The following is a 26,468-nucleotide window of genomic DNA, read 5'->3' as shown; positions in this document are numbered from 1 at the left end:
GGCGTTACCAGTGCACGCCGGGGACGAGTCGCACCATGCGCTTGACCGGCCGCGGCATCCTGATCGGCGACGCGGCCGGGCGCGACGGGCGCGCAGGCCGGCGCGCCGTGGGCGTGTCAGCGCTGACGCCCCTGGCTGCGGCCGAGTCCGGATAACCCAGATAGACCTGATGCAGCACCCGGCGGGACAGCTTGGGCGCGAAGTACATCCCGATGTCGGCGAGGGTGCCGACGGGGGTGTCGATGCGCGCCGGCTTGTCGATCAGTGCCCGCACGATCATCGCGGCAGCGTGGTCGGCCGTGATCGGCGGCATGGGGTTGAGCTTGCGCGAGGGCGCGATCATCGGGGTCTTCACCAGCGGCATGTGGATCGTGGTGAACGTGACGTGATCGGACAGCGTCTCGGTGGACACCACGTCGGCGAACGCGTCGAGCGCGGCCTTGCTGGGCACGTAGGCGCTGTACTTCGGGCTCGCGGCCTGCACGCCCGCGCTGGACACGTTGACCACGTGACCGAACCGGCGCTCCTGCCAGTGCGGAAGCAGCGCGAGCACCATCCGCACCGCCCCGAAGTAGTTGACCGCCATCACCCGCTCGTAGTCGTGCAGACGGTCGGTGGAGTTGGTCACCGAACGGCGGATGGAGCGGCCGGCGTTGTTCACCAGATAGTCGACGTGGTCGAACCGGCCAAGGATGTCCTTCACGGTCGCGTCCACCGACGCCGAATCGGCGACATCACAGGTGAACGCGTGCGCCTGACCGCCTGCAGCCCGGATCTCGGCGACCAGGTCGTCGAGCGCCTCGGCGTTGCGGGCGAGCGCGAACACCGTCGCGCCGCGTGCGGCGACCGCGAGGGCGGCGGCGCGGCCAATGCCGCTGGAGGCGCCGGTGATGACGACATGCCTGCCCACCAGCGGACCGGCCGGATCGTCGCGGCGGGCCCGGTCGGGATTGAGGTGCTTCGCCCAGTACCGCCACAGCTGCGGGGCGTACGAGGAGAAGGCGGGCACTTCGATGCCGGTGCCGCGCAACGCCTCCGCGGTGTTGTCCGCGGTGAACGTGGGGGCCAGGTCGACGACGTCGAGGATCTCGGCGGGCACACCGAGTTGGGTGGCCGCCATGTTGCGCCACACCTTCATCCGCCCGGTCGCGCCGAGCACCGGGGCGGCCGTCACCCTAGGCAGCGTGCCGCGCAGCGGCGGCAGGCCGGCGGCCTTCGCGACACCCCGGTAGATGCCGCGCAGCCCGATGGTGCCGGGTGCGGTCAGGTGGAACGTCTGGCCGTCGCGGCCCTCGGCATGCAGCAACTCCGTCAGGGCGCGTGCCACGTAGTCGACCGGGACGATGTTGGTCCTGCCGGTGTCGGGCAGCGCGATCGGGGTGAGGCTCGGCAGCCGCGACAGCTTCGCCAGCAGACCGAAGAAGTAGTAGGGGCCGTCGATCTTGTCCATCTCGCCGGTCTGCGAGTCGCCGACCACCACGGCGGGCCGGTACACCCGGTAGCGCAGGCCGGGGGCCGACCGCACCAGCAGTTCGGCTTCGAACTTCGTCTGGTGGTACGGCGTCGGGAGGTCCTGCGCGACGTCGAAGTCGTCCTCGGTGAACTGGCCCCGATAGGTGCCCGCCACCGCGATCGAGGACACGTGGTGCAGCGTGGCGTCGAGGCGGCGGGCCAGTTCGATCACCGCGCGGGTGCCCTCGACGTTGGCCGCCCGCTGGGCGTGGTCGTCGGCGGTGATGTCGTACACCGCGGCGCAGTGCACCACGTGGTCGACGGCGCCCAGCTCCGCGACGGCTTCCTCGGTCAGGTCCAGCCCGGCCGCGGTCAGGTCGCCCACCAGCGGTCTGACCTGCTCACCCCACTCTCCGGCGAGGCGTTCGAAGCGGGACAGCGACTCGCGGCGGACCAGCACCCACACCTGCGCGGCGGTGCCGCGGGCAATGAGCTCGGACACGACCCGGCGTCCAATGAACCCGGTACCGCCGGTAACGACATAGCGCATGCGAGCCATGGTCACCCCTGGCCCGGCAAAGGTCAATAAGGTGTGACGCTGCCGTACAGACTCGTCAACGCGTCGGTCAGGGTGCGCGCGTCGTCGGCGGTGACACCGAAGCCGACGCTGCACAGCGCCGCCGTCGCCCCCTCCGCGACCGCCCGGCCTTCACCGGTGATGGTGACCAGCGTGGCCCTGCGGTCGGTGGGGTGGCGCTGGCGCGTCAGCAGGCCGCGCTCGGCGAGGCGGTCGCAGGCGATGCTCACCGTCGTGGCATGCACCGAGAGCCGGCGGGCCACCTCGCCCAGCAGTCGCACGTCGTCGGCCTGCTGCAACTCCTTGAGGATCTCGTAGTCGATGAGGCGCAGTGCGAAGCCGGACTTGAGCTGCTGGTCCACCACCGCCGTCATCGACCGGTGCAACCTGAGCACCGTACTCATCGCCAAGTGCCCGCTCGGCTCGACCATCTGCCTTCCATAGCCACTATTCGCCCTGCTAACCGTCTTTGCGTTACCGGTATGGTCCGTCTCAGCCGAGAAGGGAGTGTCCATGCCGATCGACCCGACCGCCGTGGGGAAGAAGTCCGCACCTCAACTGCTCGAGTGGACCGACCGCGAGACCCTGCTGTATGCGCTCGGAGTGGGCGCGGGCACCGCGGATCTGGCGTTCACCACCGAGAACAGCCACGACATCGAGCAGCAGGTGCTGCCCACCTACGCCGTCATCGCGAGCCCCGCGTGGGGCGCGGTCGGCGAAGTCGGGACCTTCAACTTCGGCATGCTGTTGCACGGGTCCCAGCAGATCCGGCTGTTCGCGCCGCTCCCGCCGGCCGGCAAGCTCAGCGTGGTGTCCGAGGTGGCCGACATCCAGGACAAGGGTGAGGGCAAGAACGCGATCCTGGTGTTCAAGGGCACCGGCACCGACCCGGACACCGGCCAGGTCGTCGCAGAGACACTGTCCACCGCCGTCATCCGCGGCGAGGGCGGCTTCGGCGGCCAACCCGGTGAGCGCCCGGTGGCGCCGCAGATCCCCGACCGCGCACCCGACGCGCAGATCGCCCTGCCCACCCGTGAGGACCAGGCGCTGCTCTACCGGCTCACCGGTGACCGCAATCCGCTGCACAGCGACCCGTGGTTCGCCAAGGAGCTCGCCGGTTTCCCGCGGCCGATCCTGCACGGCCTGTGCACCTACGGCGTGGCGGGCCGGGCGCTGGTGGCCGCACTCGGCGGCGGCGACGCCACGAAGATCACCGCCGTCGGCGCCCGCTTCACCTCGCCGGTGTTCCCCGGCGAGACGCTGACCACCTCGATCTGGCGCACCGACCCCGGCCGGGCGGTGTTCCGCACCGAGGCCGCGGCACCGGACGGCGCGGACAGCAGGCTGGTGCTCGAGGACGGCACCGCCGAGTACACCGACTGAGCCACCGCCCCCTCCCGCGGATTTCGCCGAAGCCGTCGCCAATCGCTGCCGCGGTTGACAGGATCATCACGACGGTCGGACGAGACGCGAACGGGCGGTGGTGGTCGTGAGACTGGTGGTCGGTTTTCTCGCTACGCCCGGAGGTGGTGACGCCCTGGCGCTCGGTGTGCGCCTGGGCCGGACGCTCGGCGCCGAGGTGCACGCCTGCATCGTGATGCCACCCGACCGGGGTGTGCCCGCGATGGTGACCACCGGTGGCTACGAGGACCTGCTCGCCGAGCAGGCCACGGAGTGGCTCGACCGCGCGCTCGGGGCGGTGCCCGATGACGTTGTGACCCAGGGGCACGTCAGCTTCTCCGCCTCGTACGCCGACGGGCTGATCCGGGAGGCGGGCAGGCTCGAGGCGGACGCGCTCGTGGTGGGCGGATCCGGCGGCGGCCTGGCCGGCAGCTTCTCGCTGGGCTCGGTGGTCAACGAACTGCTGCACTCGTCGCCGGTGCCGGTGGCCGTGGCGCCGCGGGGAGCGCGCCTTTCCGGGATCGAGCGGGTCCGCGAGGTGACATGCGCCATCGGTGAGCGGGAAGGCGCGGATCTGTTGCTGGACAACGCCGTTCGATTCAGCATGGCGGCAGGCACGCCGCTGCGGCTGGTGTCGCTGGTCGCACTCGACCCCACCTTCGGCACTCTGCGCGGTGACGCCGACGCCGTGCACAGGCGAGCGCTCGACCATGCGGCGCGGACCCTGGACACGGCGAAAAGCGAGCTGCCCGAGGGTTTCCCGGTGACGTCGACCGTGGTGGACGGACCGTCGGTGGAAACCGCCGTCAGCAAGCTGGAATGGCGCGACGGCGACCTCATCATGGTGGGGTCGAGCCGGCTCAGCGCACCGAAGCGGCTCTTCCTCGGTTCCACGGCGGCCAAGATGTTGCGCGTGCTCGACGTGCCGATGGTCGTCGTGCCCCGCGACCAGCTCGGTGAAGAGGACCTGCCGTGACGGAGGCGGTGGCGCACGACGACTCAGGTCTGGTGTCGAAGGGGCTGGCCAGCGGCAAGATCGGGACGCTATCGGGCGCGGTTCTCGGCATCTCCTGCGTCGCACCCGGATACACACTGACGGCCAGCATCGGGCTGATCGTGGCCGCGGTCGGGCTGAAGATGCCCGCCATCTTCATCGCCGGCTTCATCCCGATGTTCCTGACGGCCTACGCATACCGGGAGCTGAACTCCCGCGCGCCGGACTGCGGTGCGTCCTTCACGTGGTCCACCAAGGCGTTCGGCCCCTATGTCGGGTGGATGTGCGGGTGGGGGATGGTCGTGGCATCGATCATCGTGCTGTCGAACCTCGCGGCGATCGCGGTCGAGTTCTTCTACCTGTTCATCGCCCGGATCCTCAACCGTCCGGAGATCGCCGACCTGGCAGGCAACACCGCGGTCAACATCGCCACGACACTGGCATTCATCGCGATCGCCACCTACATCGCCAGTCGCGGCATCACCACCAGCGAGCGGGTCCAGTACATCCTGGTCGGCTTCCAGATGATCGTGCTGCTGGCCTTCGCGGTCGCGGCGCTCTGGCATGTGGGCACAGGCGACGCGCCCGCGGGGCTGGCCTTCGACCTGGACTGGTTCAACCCCTTCACCGGTTTGGCGTTGAGCGCGTTCGTGATCGGGGTGACCGGTTCGATCTTCGCGTTCTGGGGCTGGGACACCTGCCTGACGCTGGGTGAGGAGTCCAAGGACCCGACGAAGGTGCCCGGACGGGCGGGGCTCGTCTGCGTGCTGTCGATCCTGCTGACCTACCTGCTCGTCGCGGTCGCGGTGATGATGTACGCCGGCGTCGGCGCCGAGGGCCTCGGGTTGGGCAACGAGGAGAACGCCGACAACGTGTTCGGCGCGCTCGCGGACCCGGTGCTCGGCACCTGGGCCGGACCGCTGCTGTTCCTGGCGATCTTCGCCTCGTCGGTGGCCAGCCTGCAGACGACGTTCCTGCCGGCGGCGCGTGCGATGCTCGCGATGGGCGCCTACCGCGCGTTTCCGGACCGGTTCGCCTCGGTGCACCCGCGGTTCCTGGTGCCGGTGTTCAGCACCGTCGTGGCCGGGGTGGTCACCGGGGTGTTCTACACCGTGGTGAGCCTGCTCTCGGAGAGTGTGCTCCTGGATACCATTGCGGCGCTGGGCATCATGATCTGCTGGTACTACGGCATCACCGCGTTCGCGTGCGTGTGGTACTTCCGCCGTGAGTTGTTCGCCAACCTGCACAACGCGGTCTTCAAGTTCCTGTTCCCGTTGCTCGGCGGGCTGGTGCTCGCCGCGGTGTTCGTGATCTCGGTGCGCGAGAGCATGAATCCCGAGAACGGCAGCGGCACCTCGGTCGGCGGCATCGGGCTGGTCTTCTACATGGGATTCGGCATCCTGCTGTTCGGCGCCGTACTGATGCTGATCTGGCGGGTGCGCAGCCCGGGGTTCTTCCAGGGGCGGACGCTGCGGCGCGACACCCCCGCGCCGGTGGACACTCCCGTCGGCTAGGGCGGCGAGCGCCGGGTCGGGGCTACTCCGACCACACCTGCAGCACCGTCACGTACGGGGCGGGCTCGACCGAGAGCGCACCGACGTACGGGTGCTCCAGCGCGAAGATGAGGTACATGACGAATCCCAGCAGAGCCGCCGTCAGCCCCACTGCCAGCGCATGAACCAGCAGATCGCGGGTGCCGAACAGGAAGGTGAACGCCATCACCACGCCGCCGCCGCCCAGCAGCAGGACCCAGAGTTCGCCGGGGACCGACGCCTCGCCGGTGGACACCCGCATCTTCCGGTTGGCGCTGAGGTCGTTCAACCGGACGATCGCGTGATCGAAGAAGGCGATCTCGTTGCGGCTCTCCGGCTGCACCGTCAGATAGGTCTCCCAGACGTCGGCCAGTTCGTCGGACTGCTCCTCGATGGACTCGCCGCGACGCATGCGCGGGAACTCGTCGTCGATCACGTCCCGGGTGTAGGCGATGAGGCTCTGCTGCACCGCGACGCGGGACTCCGCAGGCAGGGCAGCCGAGTCGCGGAGTAGGTCGGCGATCGCACTGGCCTCGAGGCCACTGGCGTCCTCGGCGTCACCGAACTGCTCCCACACCACCACAACGACGAACGCCACGAGCACGGCATAGAGCACGCCGGCGAGCTGAAACACCGTGCTGGACACCGCATTCGCGTTCTCGAGTCTGGTGTGGGAAACGGCCTTGCGGAACACGAGGAGTCCGCCGACGGAGAACCCGACGACGGCGCCGACCCACAGCAGACCGAGAATCGGCGCAGGAATCTGCAGCAGCCAGATCACACCCGATTATGACCACGGACGTCGGCCGAGCGACGGCAAACACACCGCAGCGGCGACGTGTCAGACGGTCAGGCCGGTGCCCGCGCCGTTCCCGATGCCCGAGGTCCCCGGGTTGTGCAGGAGCGCGAACGGGTCGAGGATGTTCCATGCGTCGACGTAGAACTGCTGCTTGAGCGCGTCGCCTTCGGCCTCGAGGTTCGCCAGGTCGGCGAGCTGGTCGTAGCCGTAGTACAGCAGCGACACCGGCTGTGTGGTCTTCAGCAGCTCGTTGACGATGATCTGCGTGGCGTCCTTGGCCGCCGGGTCACCACCGATCGCGTCGGGCAGGGCGGGGGCGATCTTCGTCAGCGGCACCAGCACATTGACCCACGGCACCATCTGGCTGACCCGGTAGCCGGCCTCGACACCCTCGCGGATGAACGGCTGGAACTCCGGGGCGATCGCCGCACCCACCAGGGCATCGCGCAGCGCGATGACGTCGGCGGGCATGTCCGTCGGCGTGGGGTCGTCCGGCCGGAACGGGTTCGGGCTCCACGGTTCGGCGGCGGTGGTGACCGGCGCGTCCGCGTCGGCCTCGATCCCGCTGTCGGCCTTGGTGTTCGACCCGATCGCGGGGCGCGTCTCGGCCGCGGCTTCGGGCTCGGGCGTCGCGGCCTCCTTCGGCTGGAACAGATCCTTGAGCTTGCGGACCTGTCCGGCCTCGAATTCCTCGGCGGTCGGCTTCGGCTTCCCGGTCGTCGCGGTGCGGGCGGGCTCGCCGTCCTCAGAGTCGGCTTTCTCGGCACGCTTGTCGGCTGCGGACTTCCTGGCCGCCGCCGCCTTGGTCAGCGACGCGGTGACCTTCTCGGCGCGATCCTCGAGATCCCTGAGCGGCTTGGGGCGCTCGGCCTCCTTCGGGTCGGCCTTCTTGACGTCGGCCTTCTTCGGGCCCGCGTCGGTGGCGCCCGCCGAGGAGTCCGACCCCTTGCTCGAGGTCGCCGATCCCGAATCGGTGTCGGCGTTGGCGGTGCCGTGGCCCGCGGCCGCGATGGCTGCCCCGACCCCCACGGCGACGGCCATGCCACCGACGTATCCGATGTACTTCCCTGACGCCATCGCCGTCCTTCCGTGGGGCCCGCCGTGGGCCAAAGGCATCGTAGAGGGGCGGCGTCCGGCGGGCAGCGCAACCGAGCCGTTCGAACTGGCGTTCGATATACTGGCCGGGTGGCGTGGAACGACGGGCCGTCGAACTGGCCGGAGATGGAGCGGGTGCTCAACAGCAAGCCCCGCCGCGCCGGTGCGCCCCTGGCCGAGCCCACCGGCGACGGGGGCGACAGTCCGGCATGGTCGAGCAGGCGCGGCGCCTACGAGCCGGTGGGGGAGAACCGGATCGCCTCGTCGGTGCCGTACGCCGAACTGCACGCGCACTCGGCGTACAGCTTCCTCGACGGCGCCAGCACACCCGAGGAGCTCGTCGAGGAGGCCGCCCGGCTGGATCTGCGCGCCATCGCGCTGACCGACCACGACGGGCTCTACGGGGTGGTGCGCTTCGCCGAGGCCGCCCACGAACTCGGCGTGCAGACCGTGTTCGGCGCCGAACTGTCGCTGGGCAACACCGCCCGCACCGAGGTGCCCGACCCGCCCGGCCCCCATCTGCTGGTGCTGGCCCGCGGGCCCGAGGGCTATCGCCGGTTGTCGCGCGAGATCGCCAGGGCCCACCTCGCGGGCGGGGAGAAGGGCAAGCCGCGATACGACTACGACACGCTCACCGAGGCCGCGGGCGGTCACTGGCACATCCTCACCGGATGCCGTAAAGGCCATGTGCGGCAGGCACTGTCGCAGGGTGGTCCGGAAGCGGCCGGCGCGGCGCTCGCCGACCTGGTCGACCGGTTCGGCCGCGACCGGGTCAGCGTCGAGCTCACCCACCACGGCCATCCCCGCGACGACGAACGCAACGCCGCGCTGCTCGAGCTGGCGCCGCGCTACGGTCTCGGCGTGGTGGCCACCACCGCGGCGCACTTCGCCGAGCCGTCGCGGGGGCGGCTGGCCATGGCGATGGGGGCGATCCGGGCCCGCAACTCGATCGATGACGCCGCGGGATGGCTTGCGCCGCTCGGCGGATCGCACCTGCGGTCGGGTGAGGAGATGGCGCGGCTGTTCGCGCACAGCCCGGAGGCGGTCCGCGCCGCCGCCGACCTCGGCGAGCAGTGCGCGTTCGGGCTGACGCTGATCGCCCCGCAGCTGCCGCCGTTCGACGTCCCACCGGGGCACACCGAGGACAGCTGGCTGCGGCATCTGGTGATGACCGGCGCTCGCGACCGGTACGGGCCGCCGGAGCGCGCGCCGCTGGCCTACCACCAGATCGAACACGAACTGAGGGTCATCGAAGAGCTTTCCTTCCCCGGCTATTTCCTGGTGGTGCACGACATCACCCGGTTCTGCCGGGAGAACGGCATCCTGGCCCAGGGCCGCGGGTCGGCGGCCAACTCCGCGGTCTGTTACGCCCTCGGCGTCACCAACGTCGACCCGGTCGCCAACGAATTGCTATTCGAGCGGTTCCTGTCCCCGGCGCGCGACGGGCCGCCCGACATCGACATCGACATCGAGTCCGACCTGCGCGAGCAGGCCATCCAGTACGTCTACCAACGCTACGGTCGCGACTACGCCGCCCAGGTCGCCAACGTCATCACCTACCGCGGGCGCAGCGCCGTGCGCGACATGGCCCGTGCGCTCGGCTTCTCCCAGGGGCAGCAGGACGCCTGGAGCAAGCAGTTCGGGCAGTGGGGCAAGCTCGCGGACACCAAACACGTCGAGGGCATCCCCGAGCAGGTGATCGACCTGGCCCAGCAGATCTCCAACCTGCCGCGGCACATGGGCATCCACTCCGGGGGCATGGTGATATGCGACCGGCCGATCGCCGACGTGTGCCCGGTGGAGTGGGCGCGCATGGAGAACCGCAGCGTGTTGCAGTGGGACAAGGACGACTGTGCCGCAATCGGTCTGGTGAAGTTCGACATGCTCGGACTGGGGATGCTCTCGGCCCTGCACTACTGCATCGACCTGGTCGCCGAGCACAAGGGCATCGACGTCGACCTGGCCCAGCTCGATCTCTCCGAGCCCGCTGTGTACGAGATGCTGCAGCGGGCCGACTCGGTCGGCGTGTTCCAGGTGGAGTCGCGCGCCCAGATGGCCACCCTGCCCCGGCTGAAGCCGCGGCTGTTCTACGACCTGGTGGTCGAGGTGGCGCTGATCCGGCCAGGGCCGATCCAGGGTGGGTCGGTGCACCCGTACATCAAGCGGCGAAACGGCGAGGAGCCGGTCACCTACGACCACCCGTCGATGGAGTCGGCCCTGCGGAAGACGCTGGGCGTGCCGCTGTTCCAGGAGCAGCTGATGCAACTGGCCGTCGACTGTGCGGGCTTCACCGCCGCGGAGGCCGACCAGCTGCGCCGGGCGATGGGCTCGAAGCGCTCCACCGAGAAGATGCGCAGGCTGCGTGGCCGCTTCTACGACGGGATGCGCAACCGGCACGGCATCACCGGTGACGTGGCCGACCGGATCTACGAGAAGCTCGAGGCGTTCGCCAATTTCGGTTTCCCGGAGAGCCATTCGCTGTCGTTCGCGTCGCTGGTGTTCTACTCCTCGTGGTTCAAGCTGCACCATCCGGCGGCGTTCTGTGCCGCGCTGCTGCGTGCCCAGCCGATGGGGTTCTATTCGCCGCAGTCGCTGGTGGCCGACGCCCGGCGGCACGGGGTCACCGTGCACGGCCCCGATGCCAACGCCGGCCTGGCGCACGCCACGTGTGAGAACAGCGGGCTCGACGTCAGGCTGGGTCTGGGCAGTGTCCGCCACATCGGCGACGAGCTCGCCGAGCGCATCGTCGACGAGCGGAAAACCAACGGCCCCTTCACCGATCTGCTCGATCTGACCGGGCGGGTGCAGCTGTCGGTGCCGCAGACCGAGGCGCTGGCGACGGCGGGGGCGCTGGGCTGCTTCGGCATCACCCGCCGCGAGGGGCTGTGGGCGGCGGGGGCGGCCGCCGCCGAACGGCCCGACCGGCTGCCGGGTGTCGGCTCGTCGTCGCATGTGCCGTCGTTGCCGGGGATGAGTGAGCTGGAGTTGACCGCGGCGGACGTGTGGGCGACGGGCGTCTCCCCGGACAGCTATCCCACCCAGTACCTGCGTGAGCACCTCGACGCGATGGGGGTCGTCCCGGCCGACAAGCTGCTCGGCGTGCGGGACGGCAGCCGGGTGCTGGTCGCGGGCGCGGTGACCCACCGGCAGCGGCCTGCGACGGCGCAGGGCGTGACGTTCGTCAACCTCGAGGACGAGACCGGGATGGTCAATGTGCTGTGCGCACCCGGGGTGTGGGCGCGGCACCGCCGGCTCGCGCAGACCGCACCGGCGATGGTGATCCGTGGCATCGTGCAGAACGCCACCGGCGCGGTGACCGTGGTGGCCGACCGGCTGGAGAAGCTCGACCTGCGGGTGGTGTCGAAGTCGAGGGACTTCCGGTGAGCGCAGCGAAACGGAACAGACAGCCTGAGCCGGTGAGCGCGCGGATTTTGCAGCCAGGGTCGTGAATTCGGCGCGGGTGCAGCCCTGGACGCAAAAACGAGGCTAGCTCTTGTGTCCCAGCACGATGTCCACCGCTGCGGCGATCACCCGGTCCTCGGGCAGGTGGCCGAACATCAGTGACGGGCAGGCCACGACGCCGGTCAGCATGGACACGGCCGCCTCCAGGACGTCGCCGGAGAATCGCTGAGCCAGCATGTCGCGCAGGTTGCGCTGGCCCGCCGAGTTGACCCGGTCGCGCAGCGCCGCGACGTCGTCGACCGATGCCGACTGCGCCATCCCGGCCAGGATGTGGTCCAGCCGCAGTTCGCGGATGGCCTGCCGGAACACCGTCAGCTCGCCGACGATGTCGGCCCGCAGTTCTCCGGTGGGCTCGTGGTGGGGCATGTCCCCGAGCGAGTCGATCGCCATGGCGATGAGGTCGTACCGCGACGGCCAGTGGGTGTACAGCGTCGACTTGGAGTAACCGGCCGCCTCTGCCACCCGGGCATGGGTCACCTGCTCCCAGCCTTCGCCGATCAGCACGTCGAGTGCCGCGCGGGAGACATCGGCGCGGGTGCGGCCGATGCGTGCGTCCTCGATCCCCGTGCGATCACCTCCCTCGTCCGCGTCATGGATCCGACAGAAATTATCTGATGGACAACTCTTCCAATAGTGCATCAAGTGTGAAGTAATGGACGAACTGTTCAGTAGTGAACGGTCAGATTGGTTGTCATCGCGGGGTGTCGAGAAGCGGGCGTCCGCGACGCCGATAGCTGTCTCCCCAATGTGCGCGGCGTGCTCGTGTTGAGCGTTTTCGCCGCCGACCAGGAAGGATCTCTCATGGCCGCCATCCTCTTCGGCTCCATCAGTACGGTTGCTGACACCTCGGAGCTGCAACGCCGGGCCTTCAACGACGCGTTCAAGGACCACGGACTCGACTGGAACTGGTCGCAGGACGATTACCGCGAGATGCTCGGCGCCAACGGCGGCGCCGACCGGATCGACGAGTACGCCAAGGCCGTCGGCGACGAGGTCGACGCCGCCGCCGTCCACGCCACCAAGTCGGAGATCTTCCAGCGGCTGGTGGCCGACTCCGGTCTGGCCCCGCGACCCGGAGTGGCCGACGTCATCGACGCCGCCAAGGCCAAGGGCGTGAAGCTCGGCTTCGTCACCACCACGTCGCGGGCCAACATCACCGCGCTGCTGTCGGCGCTCGAACCGCACCTCGGCGGGGATCCCTTCGACCTGATCGTCGACAGCGATGCCGTCGACACACCGAAACCCGATGCAGCGTGCTATCTCAGGGCGCTCGAGCAACTCGGTGTGGACGCCGCGAAGTCGGTCGCGATCGAGGACAACGCCGGCGGGGTGAAGGCCGCGACGGCCGCCGGGGTGACGTGCATCGCCTTCCCGAACGAGAACACCGAGGGCGCCGACTTCGGCGCTGCGGCCGAGACGGTGAACAATCTCGACCAGCGCCGGGTCGTCTCTCTGGCCGTGAGCGAGGGGTTCACGGAATGAGCGACATGACCGCCCGGGTCTCGGCCACCGACAAGGCCTTTCACGTCGAGGGTTACGAGAAGATCGAATACGACCTGCTCTACGTCGACGGTGTCTTCGACGTCGACCGCCCCGACCTCGCCGAGTGCTACCGGTCCTACGGCCGCGCCCTGATGGTGATCGACGAGACCGTCTACGCGCTCTACCGCGAGGCGATCCACCACTACTTCGATCATCACGGCATCGCGCTGACGGTGGTTCCCGTGCAGATCCGCGAGACGGCCAAGTCGCTGGAGACCTTCGAGCGCATCGTCGGCGAGTTCGACGCCTTCGGACTGGTCCGCACGGAACCGGTGCTGGTCGTCGGCGGCGGGCTGACCACCGACGTCGCCGGCTTCGCCTGCGCCAGCTACCGGCGCAACACCCCCTACATCCGCATCCCCACCACGCTGATCGGTCTGATCGACGCCAGCGTGTCGATCAAGGTCGCCGTCAACTACGGCAAGCACAAGAACCGGTTGGGCGCCTATCACGCTTCCCAGCGGGTGTTCCTCGACTTCTCCTTCCTGAAGACGCTGCCGGCCGACCAGGTGCGCAACGGCATGGCCGAACTCATCAAGATCGCCGTGGTGGGCAACGCCGAGATCTTCCAGATGCTCGAAGAGCACGGCCCGGCACTGCTTTCCACCAGATTCGGCCACCTCGACGGCACACCGGAACTCCGCCGGGTCGGCGACCGGCTGACCTACCAGGCCATCGCGACCATGCTGGAGCTCGAAGCACCCAACCTGCACGAGATCGATCTGGACCGGGTCATCGCCTTCGGTCACACGTGGAGCCCGACGCTCGAACTCGCTCCACCGGTGCCGTTCTTCCACGGGCACGCCATCAACATCGACATGGCGCTGTCGGTCACCCTCGCCGAGCGACGCGGCCACCTGACGACCGCCGACCGGGACCGCGTGCTGGCGGTGATGAGCGGACTCGGGCTCGCGCTGGACAGCGATCACCTGACCCCGGAACTGCTGGAGCAGGCGACCAGCTCGATCCTCAAGACCCGCGACGGCACCCTGCGGGCGGCGATCCCCGACCCGATCGGGCGCTGCCGCTTCCTCAACGACGTCTCCGTCGAGGAGCTGTCCGACACGCTGACACTGCACAAGAAGCTGTGCATCGAGCTCGACCGTGGCGGTGAAGGGATCGAGATGTTCACCGCCGCAGAGCCGGTGGTGGCGTCATGAGCGTGCAGTCCGAGCAGCGGCGTCTGCCCTGGGCGGTGACCCCGTCGACCATCCTGGCCGCGGAACTCGAGGAGGTCTGGCGACGGCTGCAGACCACACCCGACGTCGACGCCGAGACGCTGACGAGGCTGGCCAGGGCGCGAGATCTGGCCGCCGGGCTGGATCACTACCTCGACCGGTGCACCACCCCCGAGTCGCCCGCCCTGGCCGAGCTCGCCCGCCGCACACAAGGGGCGTACTGGACCGACGGGCTCGAGGCCGAGATGCTCTCCGGCCACGTCGAGGGTCAGGCGCTGAAGTTCCTGGTGCACATGACCCGCGCCACCCGGGTGCTCGAGATCGGGATGTTCACCGGTTACTCGGCGCTCGCCATGGCCGAGGCGCTGCCCGCCGACGGCGTGCTCGTCGCCTGCGAGATCGACCGGCATGCAGCGCAGTTCGCGCGGCGATGTTTCGCCGCGTCCCCGTCGGGCAAGAAGATCACCGTCGCCGTGGCGCCGGCGATGGAGACGCTGGGCATGCTCGCCGAACGCGCCCGCCACGATGAACTGCAGGCGTTCGACCTGGTGTTCATCGACGCCGACAAGGCCGGATACCTGGGCTACCTCGAGGTCCTGCTCGACTCGGACCTGCTGGCGCCCGGCGCGGTGATCGCCGTCGACAACACGCTGATGCAGGGTCAGCCGTACGCGGTCAGCGGTGAGCCGACGGCCAACGGCGCGGCGATCGCGTCCTTCAACGCCGCCGTGGCCGCCGATCCACGCGTCGAGCAGGTGCTGCTCCCGGTCCGCGACGGCATCACCCTCATCCGCCGGGCCGACGACTGGTGACGGCGACGGCACGGGCACACACCGGACGCACGGTGGCGGCCTTGGCCGCGCTGTGCGCCACCCTGCCGGTCGACCTCGCCGTCGTGGGACTGGCGCTGGCGCGACGCCGTCCGCCGCCGGCCCGCCTGCCGGGACCCGTCGTGGTGCGGACCGTTCTGCTCACGGGCGGCAAGATGACCAAGGCACTGCAGCTGGCGAGGTCGTTCCACCTCGCCGGACACCGGGTGGTGCTGGTGGAGTCGGCGAAGTACCGCTGGACCGGTCACCGCTTCTCCAAGGCCGTCGACGCGTTCCACTGCGTTCCGGAGCCGTCGGATCCCGGCTACGCCCAGGCGCTGCTCGACATCGTCGGCCGGGAGCGGGTCGACGTCGTCGTGCCGGTGTCGAGCCCCGCGGCCAGCGTGCCCGACGCGCGGGCACGATCACTGCTCGACGACGTGTGCGACGTGGTGCACGGTCACGCCGACACCGTCGCCGCGCTCGACGACAAGTCTGAATTCTCCCGGCTCGCGGCGTCTCTCGGTCTGAGCGTGCCCGACACCCACCGCATCACCGATGCGCGGCAGGTCGAGGAGTTCGACTTCCCCGAGGGCAGGACGTACATCCTCAAGCGGATCGCCTATCACCCGGTCGGACGGACCGACCTCACCCCGCTGACCCGCGAGACACCCGAGCGCAATGCGGCATACGCGCGCTCACTGGCCATCTCCGCGGACGACCCGTGGATCCTGCAGGAATTCATCCCCGGCCGCGAGTACTGCACCCACGCCACCGTGCGCGACGGCGCCATGCGCGTCTACTGCTGCTGCGAGTCGTCGGCGTTCCAGGTCAACTACGCGCACGTCGACAAGCCGCGGATCCGGCACTGGGTCGAACATCTCGTCAAGAGCCTCGAGTTGACCGGCCAGGTGTCGTTCGACTTCATCGAGGCCGCGGACGGCACGCCGTACGCCATCGAGTGCAATCCGCGGACGCATTCTGCAATCACCGTGTTCGGCGACGATCCCCGTGTCGCCGGCGCGTACCTCGACGCCCAGCACGTCGAGATCACTCCGGCCGCCGAGGCGCGGGCGACCTACTGGACCTATCACGAGCTGTGGCGCCTGCTGACCGGCCGCGGTGGACTGACGACAATGCTGCGGGGCCGCGACGCGATCTTCTCCCGTTGGGATCCGTTGCCCTACCTAGTGGTTCACCACCTGCAGATCCCCTCGCTCCTGCTGGCCAACCTGCGCAGCGGCCGAGGGTGGAGCCGCATCGACTTCAACATCGGCAAGCTCGTCGAGGCAGGAGGCGACTGATGATCTCGGTGCTGCACCTCGTCGGCTCGCCCGTCGACGAGTTCCACGCCGACCTCTCCCGGCTGTATGCCCGCGACTGCCTCGCCGCACTCGACGCGCCGCACCGATACCGCCATCAGATCGCCTACGTCGCACCGGGCGGCAAGTGGTGCTTTCCCGCCACTCTGGAGACCGAGAGTATCGCCGCCGCAGAGTCGTACAGCATCGCGGCGGCCGTCGACCGGCTGAGCGACATGCCCATCGACGTGGTGGTGCCGCAGATGTTCTGCCGTCCAGGCATGACCACCTTCCGGGCGCTGCTCGACCTGCTCGGGCTGCAGTATCTGGGGAACCGGCCCGAGGTGATGGCGATGACCGCCGACAAGACCAAGGCCAGGGCGGTCGTCGCGGCCGCCGGGGTTCCGGTGCCGGACGCGCAGACCCTGGAACCCGGCGACGCGCTGCGCATACCGCTGCCGGTGGTGGTGAAGCCTGCCGCCGCCGACAATTCGGCGGGGGTCAGCCTGGTGCGTGACGATGCGGAGTTCGGACCCGCGGTCGACGCGGCGACGGCGCATGGCTCCGGCGTGCTCGTCGAGTCCTACGTCGAGCTGGGTCGCGAGGTGCGCTGCGGTGTGGTGGAGCGTGACGGCGAACTGTGGTGCCTGCCGCTCGAGGAGTACGCGGTGGATCCGTCGAGCAAGCCGATCCGCACGGCGGGGGACAAGCTGGCCCGCGGCGCCGACGGTGAACTGTTCCTGGTGGCCAAGGACGTCAACCGGGCGTGGATCGTCGCGCCCGAGGACCCGGTGACGCAACAGGTCTGGGCTGCGGCCCGGTCCTGCTATCGGGCGTTGGGATGCCGGCACTATGGCCTCTTCGACTTCCGCATCGACCCCGACGGCGAACCGTGGTTCCTCGAGGCCGGCCTGTACTGCTCGTTCGCCGCGTCGAGCGTCATCGCCATGATGGCCGCGGCCGACGGCTGCGAGGTGGCCGATCTGTTCGCACACATGCTGCGGCAGGCCGAGATCGGATCGGCGTCGTGTTCGAGGTGAGGCAATTGGCGCCGGTCGGCGCGCTGGTGGAGGGCCTGCGGGTCGGGGCGCTGGACGACGAGACCGTCGGCCGCCTGCAGCAGGTGCTCGCCCGCCATGGCGTCGTGATCATGTCCGGCCAGTGCGTCGACGACTCCGGGTTCCTGGCGTTCCTACGGGGTTTCGGCGAATTGATGTTCACGGCCGGGGAGACGCCGGTGCCCGGATTCGCCGACCTGAACGTGATCAGCAATGTCGGGCGGACAACGCCGCCGCGGTCGAACTTCCATGTCGACACCAGCTACGTGCGCCGCCCGCCCGCCTACACCGCGCTGCGCGCCGTCGACGTCCCGCGGCACGGGGGCCACACCCTGTTCACCAACCAGTACCGGGCGTGGGAGACGCTGCCCACACACGTTCGCGGGGATCTGCAGGGGCGCAGCATCACCCACGTCGTCACCGGCCTCGATCTCGGTGACGACGAGGAGACCTCGGCCGCTCACCCGGTGGCGCTGACGCATCCGTTGTCGGGCCGTACCGCGCTGTACCTGTCGACACCGAAGCGGTGTGCGGCGGTGAGCGGACTGTCCGCGGACCGGGCGGCCCGGGTGGTCTCGATGCTCGTCGCACACTCCACCCGCGAGGACAACGTGCTGCGCCACCAGTGGCGCCCCGGCGACGTGGTGATGTGGGACAACCGGTGCGTGATGCACCGCGCGGACCACGACGGCGTCGACGGCGACCGGGTGATGCACCGCGGCATGGTCGCCGACTCCGTCAGTGCTTGAGCCACCGCCACTGCGTCGACCACCAGACCTCGGCCCCGGGCAGTGTGTCGCCGACCGCGTCGACCACGCCGGGGAACCAATCCCGGTTGTAGTCGTCGCCGGACAGCCAGCCGCCGGGACGCACCTTGGGCAGCCATGCCGCGATGTCGGCCCGCACGCTGTCGTAGTCGTGCCGGGCGTCGAGGTGCACCCAGGCCAGTGACTCGTCGGCGAACAGCGCGGCGGCCGCGAGCGAGTCGGTGATCAGCAGCTGTACCAGATCGGCTGCGCCGCAGGAGATCAGGTTGCGGTGCAGCAGTCCGGCGAAGGTGCCGCCGCCGAATTCCACCGCGGGCCCGTGAGCGTTGATCTCGCTGACCCCCTCCGGGCCGCTGCCGCGACCGGTGTCCACACCGGTGACCGCGATGTCGCGACCGCTCCCACGCACCACCTCGGCCAGCGAGCACAGGCTCTTGCCCAGGTAGCAGCCCACCTCGACGAAGCGGCTGCCGTCGCCGAAGTGGGCCACCGCCTCCTCCTGGCCGCCGCGCCATGTGAACCAGCCGGGGATGTCCTGCCAGGTGCTGACGGGCCGCTCGAAATCAGATGCGTTGTGCATGGTCACCCCGCCGTCGGCGTGGTCCACACCCTGTCGATGCGGATCCGCAGCCGGGTGCTGTAGGAGGCCATCGCGTCGGCGATGCCGATCTTCTCAGCGTCAGCGGCGTACTTGGCCCAGTACGGCGCATCCTCGCGCGGGTCGGCGTCGGTGGCGTCGACGGTGGCCTCGCCGCCGATGACGATGATGCCCCCGCCGCTGCCGTCGGAGTCGAGGTTGAGGCTGACCTGCGGGTGGTTCTCGACGTGCCGCACCTTGGCCGCCTGCCCCATGGTGTAGACGACGATGTCGGTGCCGTCGAAGTAGAACCACACCAGCCGCGGCACCGGCTGCCCTGACTTCGCCACCGTGGTGAGCCACCCGAAGTGGTCTGCTTCGAGCCTGTCGGAAACCTCTTGCGTCAAGTCGACTGCCATGGGAGCGAATGTAGTCTCGCGGAGATGAACTTGAACCTGTCTGCCGACGAAGTCCTGACCACCACCCGTTCGGTGCGTAAGCGCCTGGACCTCGAGAAGCCGGTGCCGCGGGACGTGCTGATGGAGTGTCTGGAGATCGCGCTGCAGGCGCCGACGGGCTCCAATGCGCAGGGCTGGCAGTGGGTGTTCGTCGAGGACGCGGAGAAGAAGAAGGCGCTCGCCGACATCTACCGCACCAACGCGACGCCGTACCTGAACGCCCCTAAGCCGTCCTTCGGCGACAGCCGCGACGAACGCACGCCGAAGGTGATGGATTCGGCGAAGTTTCTCAACGAACACCTGCACGAGGTGCCGGTGATGTTGATCCCGTGCCTGGAGGGCAGGCCCGACGGCGCTCCCGCGTCGATGAGCGCCGGGTTCTGGGGGTCGCTGATGCCCGCGGTGTGGAGCTTCATGCTCGCGCTGCGGTCCCGCGGCCTTGGGTCGGCGTGGACCTCGCTGCACCTGATGGGCGACGGCGAGAAGCAGGCCGCCGAGCTGCTCGGCATTCCGTTCGACAGGTACGCCCAGGGCGGGCTGTTCCCCATCGCCTACACCAAGGGCACCGACTTCAAGCCCGCCAAGCGGCTGCCCGCCGAGCAGCTGACGCACTGGGACACCTGGTAGGCCGGTCGTCACACCGCGCCGGTGAAACCTTGCTGGCGCCATGCCTCGTACACCGCCACCGCGGCGGCGTTGGACAGATTGAGTGACCGCCGGCCGTCGAGCATCGGGATACGCACCGTCGCGGTGATGTGCGGGTCGGCCAGTGTCTCGTCGTCCAGGCCGGTCGGTTCGGGACCGAACATCAGCACGTCGCCGGGGCGATAGCCGATCTCGCCGAACGGCGTCCGGGCGTGCGCGGTGAACGCGTACACGGCTTTCGGAGCCAGGGCTGCCCACGCCGCAGGCAGATTCGGGTGCACGGTGACCGACGCGAGGTCGTGGTAGTCGAGCCCGGCGCGGCGCAGCTTCGGTTCGGTCAGGTCGAACCCCAACGGTTCGACGAGGTGGAGCTCGCAACCCGTCGCCGCCACCATGCGAATCGCGTTGCCGGTGTTCGGCGCGATCCGCGGCGAGTAGAACATCACCCGGAACATCCGATGATGATCGCAGCTGAATCGCCGGTGGCCGAAACTGTTTGCTCGTCTACCACGAGGCGACACTGAAGGACCGTTGTGAACTCTGTCTGTTCAGTAAGAATTGTGGAATCGCCCGCGAGTGGCTGTCATACTCGTGCAATTGCCAGGCGCATATAGGCGTAGAACCGCGCCGCCCGCATACGGCGAAACAGCAGGAAACCTATGAATCACGATCCAATACTGAGCGGACCAGCCGGCGGTTCCGTCGCGCCCGCGGCGCCGACGAGGCGTCCGTCGCGGTGGTCGCCGACCAATTGGCCGGTGCGCTGGAAGGTCTTCGCGATCGTGCTGGTGCCGCTGCTGCTGGCCGGCGGGTTCGGCGGGTTGCGGATCAATGCCAGTGCGAGCGAGGCGTCAGAACTGCGCCTGGCCGCCCAGCGTGCGGACATGATCCCGGCGATCAGCGAGTACATGGCGGCTTTCGAGGGCGCGATGATCGCCGCCACGGAGGGCACCCCGACGCAGCAGCCGCTGGCCGACTTCGACTCCCGCAAGGCCGATCTCCGCGAGCGGTTGGAGAACACCGACGTCGTGGACGACGTCGAGTCGGCCGTCAACAACCTGCTCACCATCGGTCAGGAACTGATCAACAAGGTGATGGCCAACACCATCGACCTACGGGGCCGGGTGCTCGCATACGGGGCGTTGTTGCTCACCTCTGAGACGGCCGTCACCGGATCGGCGCGCGCCGACACCGCCGACGTGCAGGTGCAGGCGCAGGCCCTGTCGCGGGCCATCGGCGCCCGCGGCCAGATGGCGTTGCAGCACATGCTCGTCACCCGTGGCGGTGACGTACCCGAACCCGAGCTGCGGGTGTCGATGACCACGCTGGCGGGCACCGAACCGTCCACGGTCACCGGCATGGCCGAGCTGCTCGGTCCGGCGTCGCAGGATGCCGCCACGCTGCGCACCGAGATGTTCAAGCGGATGTCGATGATGGCCACCCCGGGGGTGGTGCTGGTGGGCAACCCCGAACTGCTCCAGTCCCAGCAGGTGACCGACGGCATCGCCGGCACCATGATCGACGACCTGACCGCCAGCATCCCCGCGGCCGTGAACGAAGAGGCCGCCGCACAGCGCAGCGCAGCCATCCGGGACGCCGTGCTGGTGGCCGTCGCGATCGTCATCGCGCTGGCGGTGGTGCTGCTCGTGGCGAGCTCGCTGGTGCAGCCGCTGCGCCGGCTGCGCGACAGCGCCCTCAAGGTCGCCCACGAGGACCTGGCCGGCGAGATCGAGCGGGTGCGCGCCGGCGGTGAGCCGGGCCCGGTGGCCCCCATCCCGGTGCACACCACCGAGGAGGTCGGGCAGGTCGCCCACGCCGTCGACGAACTGCACGAGCAGGCGGTCTTCCTGGCCGGCGAGCAGGCGCGGTTGCAGATGCAGGTCGGCGACATGTTCGAGACGCTGTCGCGGCGCAGCCGGTCGCTGGTGGACCAGCAGTTGTCGCTGATCGACCGGCTCGAGGCCAACGAGGACGACCCCGAGCGGCTGGAGAGCCTGTTCCGGCTCGACCACCTCGCGGCCCGGATGCGCCGCAACGGCGCCAATCTGCTGGTGCTCTCCGGGGCGAGGATCCCGCGCGACCAGGCCGCACCGGTGCCCGTGGCGGCGATCATCAACGCCGCCGCATCGGAGGTCGAGGACTACGCCAGGGTGATCACCGCGACGGTGCCCGACAGCGAAATCGCCGGTCCGGTGGCCGGTGACCTGGTGCATCTGCTCGCCGAACTGCTCGACAATGCGTTGCGCTACTCACCGCCGATCTCGCAGGTCCGGGTGTCGGCGGTGCACAGCGGCAACGGCGGACTGGTGATCGAGGTCAGCGACATCGGGCTGGGCATGACCGAGTCGGACCTCCGGGTGGCCAACACCCGCCTGCAGTCCGGCGGTGAGGTCGACCCGTACACCGCCAGGCACATGGGCCTGTTCGTGGTCGGACGGCTGGCCGCCCAGCACGGCCTGGTGGTCCGGCTGCGCGCCACGGTCGCCGAGGAGCCGAACTCGGGCACCACCGCGGGGGTGTACGTGCCGGTCGAGCTGATCGCGCGCAGTGACGCCGCGTCGCCCGAGCCCTACGCCGAGTCGGCCGACGCACCCGCCGGCCTGACCGCCTTCGCGGCGATCCCGTCGCCCGGCCGGGAGCGCACGAACGGGACCGCGCACGGTGACGTCTACGGCGACGAGTTCGGCCATGCGGCCCAGGACGAGCCGGCCGGGCACCTCAACGGTCACGCCGACATCCCGATCTCGCTGTTGCCGCAGCGCAACCCCGGTGCCAGTGGCATCTCCGGCGTCCCCGCGCCGGCGCCCGTCGATGAGCCCGACGTGCAGCCCGACCTGCAGCCCGTCGATGACTGGCCGGAGGACTCGATGCCGGCGCAGACGCCGGCCGAACCGCAGGGTCCGTCGAACACGTCGGCGTTCTTCGCCTCGCGGGCGCAGGTGGCCAGCAACGGCGTGCACCGGCCGGAGCCGGTCGAGCCGCCGCAGGACGAGCGGCCGCATGAAATGGCCGAGCCCGCGTCCGCCGTCGAGCCGGTCCGCGGTCCCGCCGACCTGCCGGGGGAGCTGTCCGGCGACGTGTCCGAGACCGCCGGGTCCGACGACGCGATCTATCAGAAGATGCTGTCGGAATGGTTGATCGATCCCCATGAGATCGCCAACAGCAGCGACCTCAACTGGGAGTCGGTATGGGATCACGGCTGGTCAGCGGCTGAAGCTGCCGACGAGGCGCCCGTCGTCGCGCACACCGAGGAGGGGCTGCCGGTGCGGCAGCCGGGCGCCCGGCTGGTGCCGGGCGGGGTCGACGCCGTCGACGGCGGGCATCGCAACGGCGGAGCGCATCGCAGCGTCGACCAGGACGACGAGGTAGCATCGGCGGTCGACGCCGGCAATGGGTCGGAGTCGCTTCCGCTGCGCGATCCGGACGCTGTCCGCGCGAGCATCAGCAACCACTTCGGCGGTGTGCACGCCGGCCGCATGCACGCCCGTGAGACCAGAGGATCTGAATACGAATGACGTTTCCGGACAGCAGGAGCACCGCGAACCCCCGGGACTCATTCGCACGCCCGTCCGCGCGCGAGTCGCTCGACTGGCTGGTCTCGAAGTTCGCTCGCGAGGTGTCCGGTGTGTCGCACGCGGTGCTGGTGTCGGCCGACGGACTGCTGATGGCGGCCAGCGAGCACATGCCCGGCGAGCGGGCCGACCAGCTCGCAGCCGTCGCGTCCGGGCTGGCGAGCCTGTCCACCGGCGCGGCACAGCTGTTCGACGGCGGGCACGTGCTGCAGTCGGTGGTCGAGATGGAGAACGGCTACCTGTTGCTGATGCGGGTCGGCGACGGGTCGAATCTGGCGACGCTGGCCAAGCGGTCATGTGACATCGGCCAGATCGGTTACGAGATGGCGATACTGGTAGAGCGGGTCGGCACCGTGGTGCAGTCGGCTCGACGGACTCCGCAGCACTCGTGATCCGCGATGGACTATCCGAGCGGCAGAGGCGAATCGAGCGGTTGGGAACCGGATCCGGGACCTGACCCCGAGGAGTCCGGGCCGACGCCGAACCTGGTCCGGCCGTACACTCTGACCGCGGGTCGCACGGAGTCTCGCGTCCACCTGCCGATGGAGGCGCCGGTGGAGACGTTGAACTCGGGCAAGGCGCCGCGCTGGCCGGCGAGCGACATCCGCGGTCAGATCCTGGCGTTGTGTGTGGACAGGCCCTCGGTCGCCGAGATCGCGGCCAGGTTGTCCGTGCCGCTCGGCGTGGCGCGCGTGCTGATCGGTGACCTGGTGACGCAAGGTTATCTACGGGTGCTCGTCACCCTCGACGACTCGGCGACCTACGACGAACGTCGCGAATTGATAGGAAGGACGCTGCGTGGCCTCAGGGCACTCTGATCGACGCGACGCCGCGGGGACAGCGTCTTCGCGCGAGCGCTCATCCTCGACCAAGATCGTCATCTCCGGTGGATTCGGCGCCGGGAAGACCACCTTCGTCGGTGCGGTGTCGGAGATCATGCCGTTGCGGACCGAGGCCCTGGTGACCAACGCGTCGGCCGGGCTGGACGGACTGGACGCCACCCCCGACAAGCGGACCACCACGGTGGCGATGGACTTCGGCCGCATCACCCTCGGTGACGACCTGGTGCTGTATCTGTTCGGGACGCCGGGGCAGCGCCGCTTCTGGTTCATGTGGGACGACCTGGTGCGCGGGGCGATCGGCGCGATCATCCTGGTCGACGTCCGGCGGCTGCAGGACAGCTTCGCCGCGGTCGACTTCTTCGAGGCGCGCCGGCTGCCGTTCCTCATCGCGGTCAACGAATTCGACAACGCGCCGAAGCATCCCGCCGCCGCGGTGCGCAAGGCGCTCGCACTGCCGGACCGTATCCCGGTGGTCAGTGTGGATGCCCGCGACCGGCATTCGGCGAAGGCCGCCTTGATCGCGGTCACCGAGTACGCCCTCGACAGCCTCAGCGCGCTGCCCGGCTGACGGGTGAGCGGCGACACGGTCTGGGCCGAAGAGGAGTTCATCGGCCGGGACTTCCGCGACGAGGACCTGAGCCGGTTGCGCACCGATCGGGTGGTGTTCGACGGATGTGACTTCAGCGGAGTCGACATGAGTGAGTCCGAGCATGTCGGGACGGCGTTCCGGAACTGCCGTTTCCGGCGGACGACGTTGTGGCACAGTACGTTCAAGCACTGCAGCCTGCTCGGTTCGGAGTTCACCGAGTGCAGGTTGCGGCCGCTCGTGCTGGTCGAGGTGGACATGACCCTGGCGGTGCTGGGCGGTTGCGACCTGCGCGGGGTCGACCTGTCGGACTGCCGGCTGCGGGAGGCCGGCCTCGTGGGCGCCGACCTGCGCAAGACGGTGCTGCGCCGCGCCGATCTCATCGGTGCCCGCTGCAACGGGGCCAAGTTCGGCGAGGCCGATCTGCGCGGCGCGCGAATGGACCCGACGTTCTGGACCACCGCCTCGGTGCGCGGTGCGAAAATCGACATCGAGCAGGCACTGTCGTACGCCGCGGCACATGGGCTCGATGTCAACGCGGAGTAGGAGGGCCGGTGACAACGCGGGAGACCATCGAGCGCTGGGTGGAGTTGTTCAACGCCAGTGATGCGGAGGCCCCTTCGGCGTTGTACGCCGAGGATGCGGTGAACCATCAGATCGCGCTGGACCCCGTCGCCGGCCGGGCGGCGATCGAGCAGTTCCACCGCGAGACGTTCGCGGCGGGCCCGTTGACGTGCACACCGATCAACCTCGTGGTCGAGGGTGATTGGGCCGCGTTGGAATGGGTCGACCCGGACGGCTTTCGCGGCTGCGGGTTCTTCCATGTCCGCGACGGGCTGATCGAACACCAGCGCGGCTACTGGGACAGCGCGCAGTTACGTGCGGTGCACCCAGATGTGCACTGAATCCTGCCTCGCGCAAGCGGATACCGCCGACGTGTGATGGCGTCGGCGGTGTTGGGCCGCGGAGTCGCTAGAAGGGTGGTGGTTCGTCGCCGGGTTGTGGGGTTGTTTTGGGGGCGAACAGTGCGTCGAGTGCTTGTCGGCGGGCTTGGCGGCGGGCTTCGCGGTGTTCGCGGTTCTGTTGGCGTTCGGCGGCGATGCGGGCGGCTTTGTTCTGGGCTCGGGTGCGTTGCCGTTGGGGCATCATCGCGGTGCGTTCACCGCTGGGGTCGTCGGGTCGCGGTGTGATGACTGCGGCGGCCGTCGGTGCGCAGAGGTTGGGGAACAGCAGCGCCGATCCCGGTCTGGTGGTGTAGGTCTGGCCCGCCGGGCTGGTCCAGATGACGGTGCCGTCGCGGTGTTGTCGGTCGTGCCAGCCCCAGAACGTCTTGATCAAATGGTGCAGGCGGCACAGGCATTTCAGGTTCGACGCCTGGGTCGGTCCGCCTTGGCGGTAGGGGATGGTGTGGTCGATGTCGGTGCTGAACGCCGGCACGTCGCAGCCGGGGAACCGGCAGCCCAGGTCGCGGCACCGCACGAACTCCGCCAGGTTGCGCGAGGGGGTGTAGCGCGGTTCGGGGCCGGCGTCACCGGGATGGATCAGCGGCCGGATGCTGGCGTGCTCGGCGATGTTGGCGATCTGTTCGGGCGGCAGGATGCCGTCGTTGCGGACGAGCGTGGCCACCGAGTCGGCGTCGGCAGGGTCGTCCGCCGGCTCTGGCTCGTCGGTGGATTCGTCGTCGGCCTCGGCCTCAGCCGACTCGGCGGCGGTCTCAGCGGACTCGGCGGGCTCGGCCGGTTGGGCTTCGGTGTCCGGGTGCTCGTCGGGTCCGTTCACGACATGGATGACGAAGGGTGCGGCGACGGCGTCGACGGCGTC

The 26,468-nt window shown here is 69.4% G+C and carries 26 protein-coding genes; 17 read left to right on the top strand and 9 right to left on the bottom strand.

Annotated features, from left to right (window positions below; genetic code table 11):
* Positions 1 to 4: 4 nt before the first annotated feature.
* On the bottom strand, positions 5 to 2,002 hold the full coding sequence (locus H7I41_RS22955) for an SDR family oxidoreductase (RefSeq protein ID WP_264014933.1): 1,998 nt from the start codon (positions 2,000 to 2,002) through the stop codon (positions 5 to 7).
* A 32-nt stretch (positions 2,003 to 2,034) separates the two neighbouring features.
* Positions 2,035 to 2,460, bottom strand: a complete 426-nt coding sequence (locus tag H7I41_RS22950; RefSeq protein WP_264014932.1) for a MarR family winged helix-turn-helix transcriptional regulator — start codon at positions 2,458 to 2,460, stop codon at positions 2,035 to 2,037.
* An 82-nt stretch (positions 2,461 to 2,542) separates the two neighbouring features.
* Here H7I41_RS22950 and H7I41_RS22945 point away from each other — a divergent pair, with 82 nt between their 5' ends.
* The 3 genes from H7I41_RS22945 to H7I41_RS22935 all read left to right on the top strand — a co-directional run bounded on the left by H7I41_RS22945 (position 2,543) and on the right by H7I41_RS22935 (position 5,938).
* Positions 2,543 to 3,412 (top strand): MaoC family dehydratase, encoded by an 870-nt coding sequence (locus H7I41_RS22945; RefSeq protein ID WP_264014931.1) that lies wholly within the window; start codon positions 2,543 to 2,545, stop codon positions 3,410 to 3,412.
* A gap of 106 nt (positions 3,413 to 3,518) precedes the next feature.
* The gene (locus tag H7I41_RS22940; protein WP_264014930.1) at positions 3,519 to 4,406 is read left to right on the top strand and encodes a universal stress protein; all 888 of its coding nucleotides are present in this window, start codon (positions 3,519 to 3,521) and stop codon (positions 4,404 to 4,406) included.
* Positions 4,403 to 5,938, top strand: a complete 1,536-nt coding sequence (locus H7I41_RS22935; protein ID WP_264014929.1) for an APC family permease — start codon at positions 4,403 to 4,405, stop codon at positions 5,936 to 5,938. Before H7I41_RS22940 ends, H7I41_RS22935 begins: the two co-directional genes overlap by 4 nt.
* Positions 5,939 to 5,960: 22 nt before the next feature.
* Here H7I41_RS22935 and H7I41_RS22930 read toward each other — a convergent pair whose 3' ends face one another.
* Both H7I41_RS22930 and H7I41_RS22925 read right to left on the bottom strand, forming a co-directional pair.
* Positions 5,961 to 6,737: a bestrophin-like domain gene (locus H7I41_RS22930; protein ID WP_264014928.1), complete on the bottom strand. Its 777-nt coding sequence runs from the start codon at positions 6,735 to 6,737 to the stop codon at positions 5,961 to 5,963.
* 60 nt (positions 6,738 to 6,797) lie between these two features.
* Positions 6,798 to 7,832 (bottom strand): hypothetical protein, encoded by a 1,035-nt coding sequence (locus H7I41_RS22925; protein ID WP_264014927.1) that lies wholly within the window; start codon positions 7,830 to 7,832, stop codon positions 6,798 to 6,800.
* Between the two features lie 108 nt (positions 7,833 to 7,940).
* Here H7I41_RS22925 and H7I41_RS22920 point away from each other — a divergent pair, with 108 nt between their 5' ends.
* Positions 7,941 to 11,234, top strand: coding sequence for an error-prone DNA polymerase (locus tag H7I41_RS22920; RefSeq protein WP_264014926.1), 3,294 nt, complete (start codon positions 7,941 to 7,943; stop codon positions 11,232 to 11,234).
* A gap of 102 nt (positions 11,235 to 11,336) precedes the next feature.
* Here the strand turns inward: H7I41_RS22920 and H7I41_RS22915 are convergent, their stop codons facing one another.
* Complete coding sequence (locus H7I41_RS22915) at positions 11,337 to 11,816, bottom strand: TetR/AcrR family transcriptional regulator (protein WP_264014925.1); 480 nt, start codon at positions 11,814 to 11,816, stop codon at positions 11,337 to 11,339.
* A gap of 297 nt (positions 11,817 to 12,113) precedes the next feature.
* Between H7I41_RS22915 and H7I41_RS22910 the strand changes: the two genes are divergently transcribed.
* Genes H7I41_RS22910 through H7I41_RS22885 form a run of 6 tightly spaced genes read left to right on the top strand, consistent with a single transcriptional unit; the run spans position 12,114 to position 17,949 of the window.
* Positions 12,114 to 12,794 (top strand): HAD family hydrolase, encoded by a 681-nt coding sequence (locus tag H7I41_RS22910; protein ID WP_264014924.1) that lies wholly within the window; start codon positions 12,114 to 12,116, stop codon positions 12,792 to 12,794.
* Complete coding sequence (locus H7I41_RS22905; RefSeq protein WP_264014923.1) at positions 12,791 to 14,014, top strand: sedoheptulose 7-phosphate cyclase; 1,224 nt, start codon at positions 12,791 to 12,793, stop codon at positions 14,012 to 14,014. The genes H7I41_RS22910 and H7I41_RS22905 overlap by 4 nt, the downstream gene beginning before the upstream one ends.
* On the top strand, positions 14,011 to 14,844 hold the full coding sequence (locus H7I41_RS22900) for an O-methyltransferase (protein ID WP_264014922.1): 834 nt from the start codon (positions 14,011 to 14,013) through the stop codon (positions 14,842 to 14,844). The genes H7I41_RS22905 and H7I41_RS22900 overlap by 4 nt, the downstream gene beginning before the upstream one ends.
* Entirely contained in the window at positions 14,841 to 16,145 is a 1,305-nt protein-coding gene (locus H7I41_RS22895) for an ATP-grasp domain-containing protein (protein ID WP_264014921.1), read from the top strand. The genes H7I41_RS22900 and H7I41_RS22895 overlap by 4 nt, the downstream gene beginning before the upstream one ends.
* A complete protein-coding gene (locus H7I41_RS22890; RefSeq protein WP_264014920.1) occupies positions 16,145 to 17,182 on the top strand; it encodes a D-alanine--D-alanine ligase family protein in 1,038 nt (345 codons plus the stop codon). The genes H7I41_RS22895 and H7I41_RS22890 overlap by 1 nt, the downstream gene beginning before the upstream one ends.
* Positions 17,170 to 17,949 (top strand): TauD/TfdA dioxygenase family protein, encoded by a 780-nt coding sequence (locus tag H7I41_RS22885; RefSeq protein ID WP_264014919.1) that lies wholly within the window; start codon positions 17,170 to 17,172, stop codon positions 17,947 to 17,949. The genes H7I41_RS22890 and H7I41_RS22885 overlap by 13 nt, the downstream gene beginning before the upstream one ends.
* Here H7I41_RS22885 and H7I41_RS22880 read toward each other — a convergent pair.
* Positions 17,939 to 18,574 carry a class I SAM-dependent methyltransferase gene (locus H7I41_RS22880; protein WP_264014918.1) on the bottom strand — a complete coding sequence of 212 codons (636 nt, stop codon included), beginning with the start codon at positions 18,572 to 18,574 and terminating at the stop codon, positions 17,939 to 17,941. The genes H7I41_RS22885 and H7I41_RS22880 overlap by 11 nt on opposite strands.
* The gene (locus H7I41_RS22875; protein ID WP_264014917.1) at positions 18,550 to 18,963 is read right to left on the bottom strand and encodes a TIGR03667 family PPOX class F420-dependent oxidoreductase; all 414 of its coding nucleotides are present in this window, start codon (positions 18,961 to 18,963) and stop codon (positions 18,550 to 18,552) included. The genes H7I41_RS22880 and H7I41_RS22875 overlap by 25 nt, the downstream gene beginning before the upstream one ends.
* A gap of 24 nt (positions 18,964 to 18,987) precedes the next feature.
* On the opposite strand from H7I41_RS22875, the gene H7I41_RS22870 reads away from it, so the two are divergent.
* Entirely contained in the window at positions 18,988 to 19,629 is a 642-nt protein-coding gene (locus tag H7I41_RS22870; protein WP_264014916.1) for a nitroreductase family protein, read from the top strand.
* An 8-nt stretch (positions 19,630 to 19,637) separates the two neighbouring features.
* On the opposite strand, the gene H7I41_RS22865 is transcribed toward H7I41_RS22870, so the two are convergent.
* Positions 19,638 to 20,102: a tRNA (cytidine(34)-2'-O)-methyltransferase gene (locus H7I41_RS22865; RefSeq protein ID WP_264014915.1), complete on the bottom strand. Its 465-nt coding sequence runs from the start codon at positions 20,100 to 20,102 to the stop codon at positions 19,638 to 19,640.
* Positions 20,103 to 20,306: 204 nt separating this feature from the next.
* Between H7I41_RS22865 and H7I41_RS22860 the strand changes: the two genes are divergently transcribed.
* Genes H7I41_RS22860 through H7I41_RS22835 form a run of 6 tightly spaced genes read left to right on the top strand, consistent with a single transcriptional unit; the run spans position 20,307 to position 25,552 of the window.
* Complete coding sequence (locus tag H7I41_RS22860) at positions 20,307 to 23,162, top strand: ATP-binding protein (protein WP_264014914.1); 2,856 nt, start codon at positions 20,307 to 20,309, stop codon at positions 23,160 to 23,162.
* Positions 23,159 to 23,611 (top strand): roadblock/LC7 domain-containing protein, encoded by a 453-nt coding sequence (locus H7I41_RS22855; protein WP_264014913.1) that lies wholly within the window; start codon positions 23,159 to 23,161, stop codon positions 23,609 to 23,611. The genes H7I41_RS22860 and H7I41_RS22855 overlap by 4 nt, the downstream gene beginning before the upstream one ends.
* Positions 23,612 to 23,617: 6 nt before the next feature.
* Positions 23,618 to 24,037 (top strand): DUF742 domain-containing protein, encoded by a 420-nt coding sequence (locus H7I41_RS22850; protein WP_264014912.1) that lies wholly within the window; start codon positions 23,618 to 23,620, stop codon positions 24,035 to 24,037.
* Positions 24,018 to 24,629: a GTP-binding protein gene (locus H7I41_RS22845; RefSeq protein WP_308214654.1), complete on the top strand. Its 612-nt coding sequence runs from the start codon at positions 24,018 to 24,020 to the stop codon at positions 24,627 to 24,629. Before H7I41_RS22850 ends, H7I41_RS22845 begins: the two co-directional genes overlap by 20 nt.
* A 3-nt stretch (positions 24,630 to 24,632) precedes the next feature.
* Positions 24,633 to 25,193, top strand: coding sequence for a pentapeptide repeat-containing protein (locus tag H7I41_RS22840; protein ID WP_264014911.1), 561 nt, complete (start codon positions 24,633 to 24,635; stop codon positions 25,191 to 25,193).
* Between the two features lie 8 nt (positions 25,194 to 25,201).
* Positions 25,202 to 25,552, top strand: a complete 351-nt coding sequence (locus H7I41_RS22835) for a nuclear transport factor 2 family protein (protein WP_264014910.1) — start codon at positions 25,202 to 25,204, stop codon at positions 25,550 to 25,552.
* A 67-nt stretch (positions 25,553 to 25,619) separates the two neighbouring features.
* Here H7I41_RS22835 and H7I41_RS22830 read toward each other — a convergent pair.
* On the bottom strand, positions 25,620 to 26,468 hold an 849-nt coding region (locus H7I41_RS22830), incomplete at its 5' end, for an HNH endonuclease signature motif containing protein (protein WP_264014909.1).

The sequence above is a fragment of the [Mycobacterium] manitobense genome, assembly GCF_025821665.1.
GTDB lineage: Bacteria > Actinomycetota > Actinomycetes > Mycobacteriales > Mycobacteriaceae > Mycobacterium > Mycobacterium arseniciresistens.
This window is presented reverse-complemented; position numbering and strand designations above follow the sequence as displayed.

Bases quoted from the DNA above. Each gene is read 5' to 3' on its own strand.
- H7I41_RS22955 (WP_264014933.1), bottom strand. From the start codon at position 2,002: ATGCGCTATGTCGTTACCGGCGGTACCGGGTTCATTGGACGCCGGGTC.
- H7I41_RS22950 (WP_264014932.1), bottom strand. From the start codon at position 2,460: ATGGTCGAGCCGAGCGGGCACTTGGCGATGAGTACGGTGCTCAGGTTG.
- H7I41_RS22945 (WP_264014931.1), top strand. From the start codon at position 2,543: ATGCCGATCGACCCGACCGCCGTGGGGAAGAAGTCCGCACCTCAACTG.
- H7I41_RS22900 (WP_264014922.1), top strand. From the start codon at position 14,011: ATGAGCGTGCAGTCCGAGCAGCGGCGTCTGCCCTGGGCGGTGACCCCG.
- H7I41_RS22910 (WP_264014924.1), top strand. From the start codon at position 12,114: ATGGCCGCCATCCTCTTCGGCTCCATCAGTACGGTTGCTGACACCTCG.
- H7I41_RS22925 (WP_264014927.1), bottom strand. From the start codon at position 7,832: ATGGCGTCAGGGAAGTACATCGGATACGTCGGTGGCATGGCCGTCGCC.
- H7I41_RS22890 (WP_264014920.1), top strand. From the start codon at position 16,145: ATGATCTCGGTGCTGCACCTCGTCGGCTCGCCCGTCGACGAGTTCCAC.
- H7I41_RS22865 (WP_264014915.1), bottom strand. From the start codon at position 20,102: ATGTTCCGGGTGATGTTCTACTCGCCGCGGATCGCGCCGAACACCGGC.
- H7I41_RS22860 (WP_264014914.1), top strand. From the start codon at position 20,307: ATGAATCACGATCCAATACTGAGCGGACCAGCCGGCGGTTCCGTCGCG.
- H7I41_RS22905 (WP_264014923.1), top strand. From the start codon at position 12,791: ATGAGCGACATGACCGCCCGGGTCTCGGCCACCGACAAGGCCTTTCAC.
- H7I41_RS22850 (WP_264014912.1), top strand. From the start codon at position 23,618: ATGGACTATCCGAGCGGCAGAGGCGAATCGAGCGGTTGGGAACCGGAT.
- H7I41_RS22855 (WP_264014913.1), top strand. From the start codon at position 23,159: ATGACGTTTCCGGACAGCAGGAGCACCGCGAACCCCCGGGACTCATTC.
- H7I41_RS22870 (WP_264014916.1), top strand. From the start codon at position 18,988: ATGAACTTGAACCTGTCTGCCGACGAAGTCCTGACCACCACCCGTTCG.
- H7I41_RS22875 (WP_264014917.1), bottom strand. From the start codon at position 18,963: ATGGCAGTCGACTTGACGCAAGAGGTTTCCGACAGGCTCGAAGCAGAC.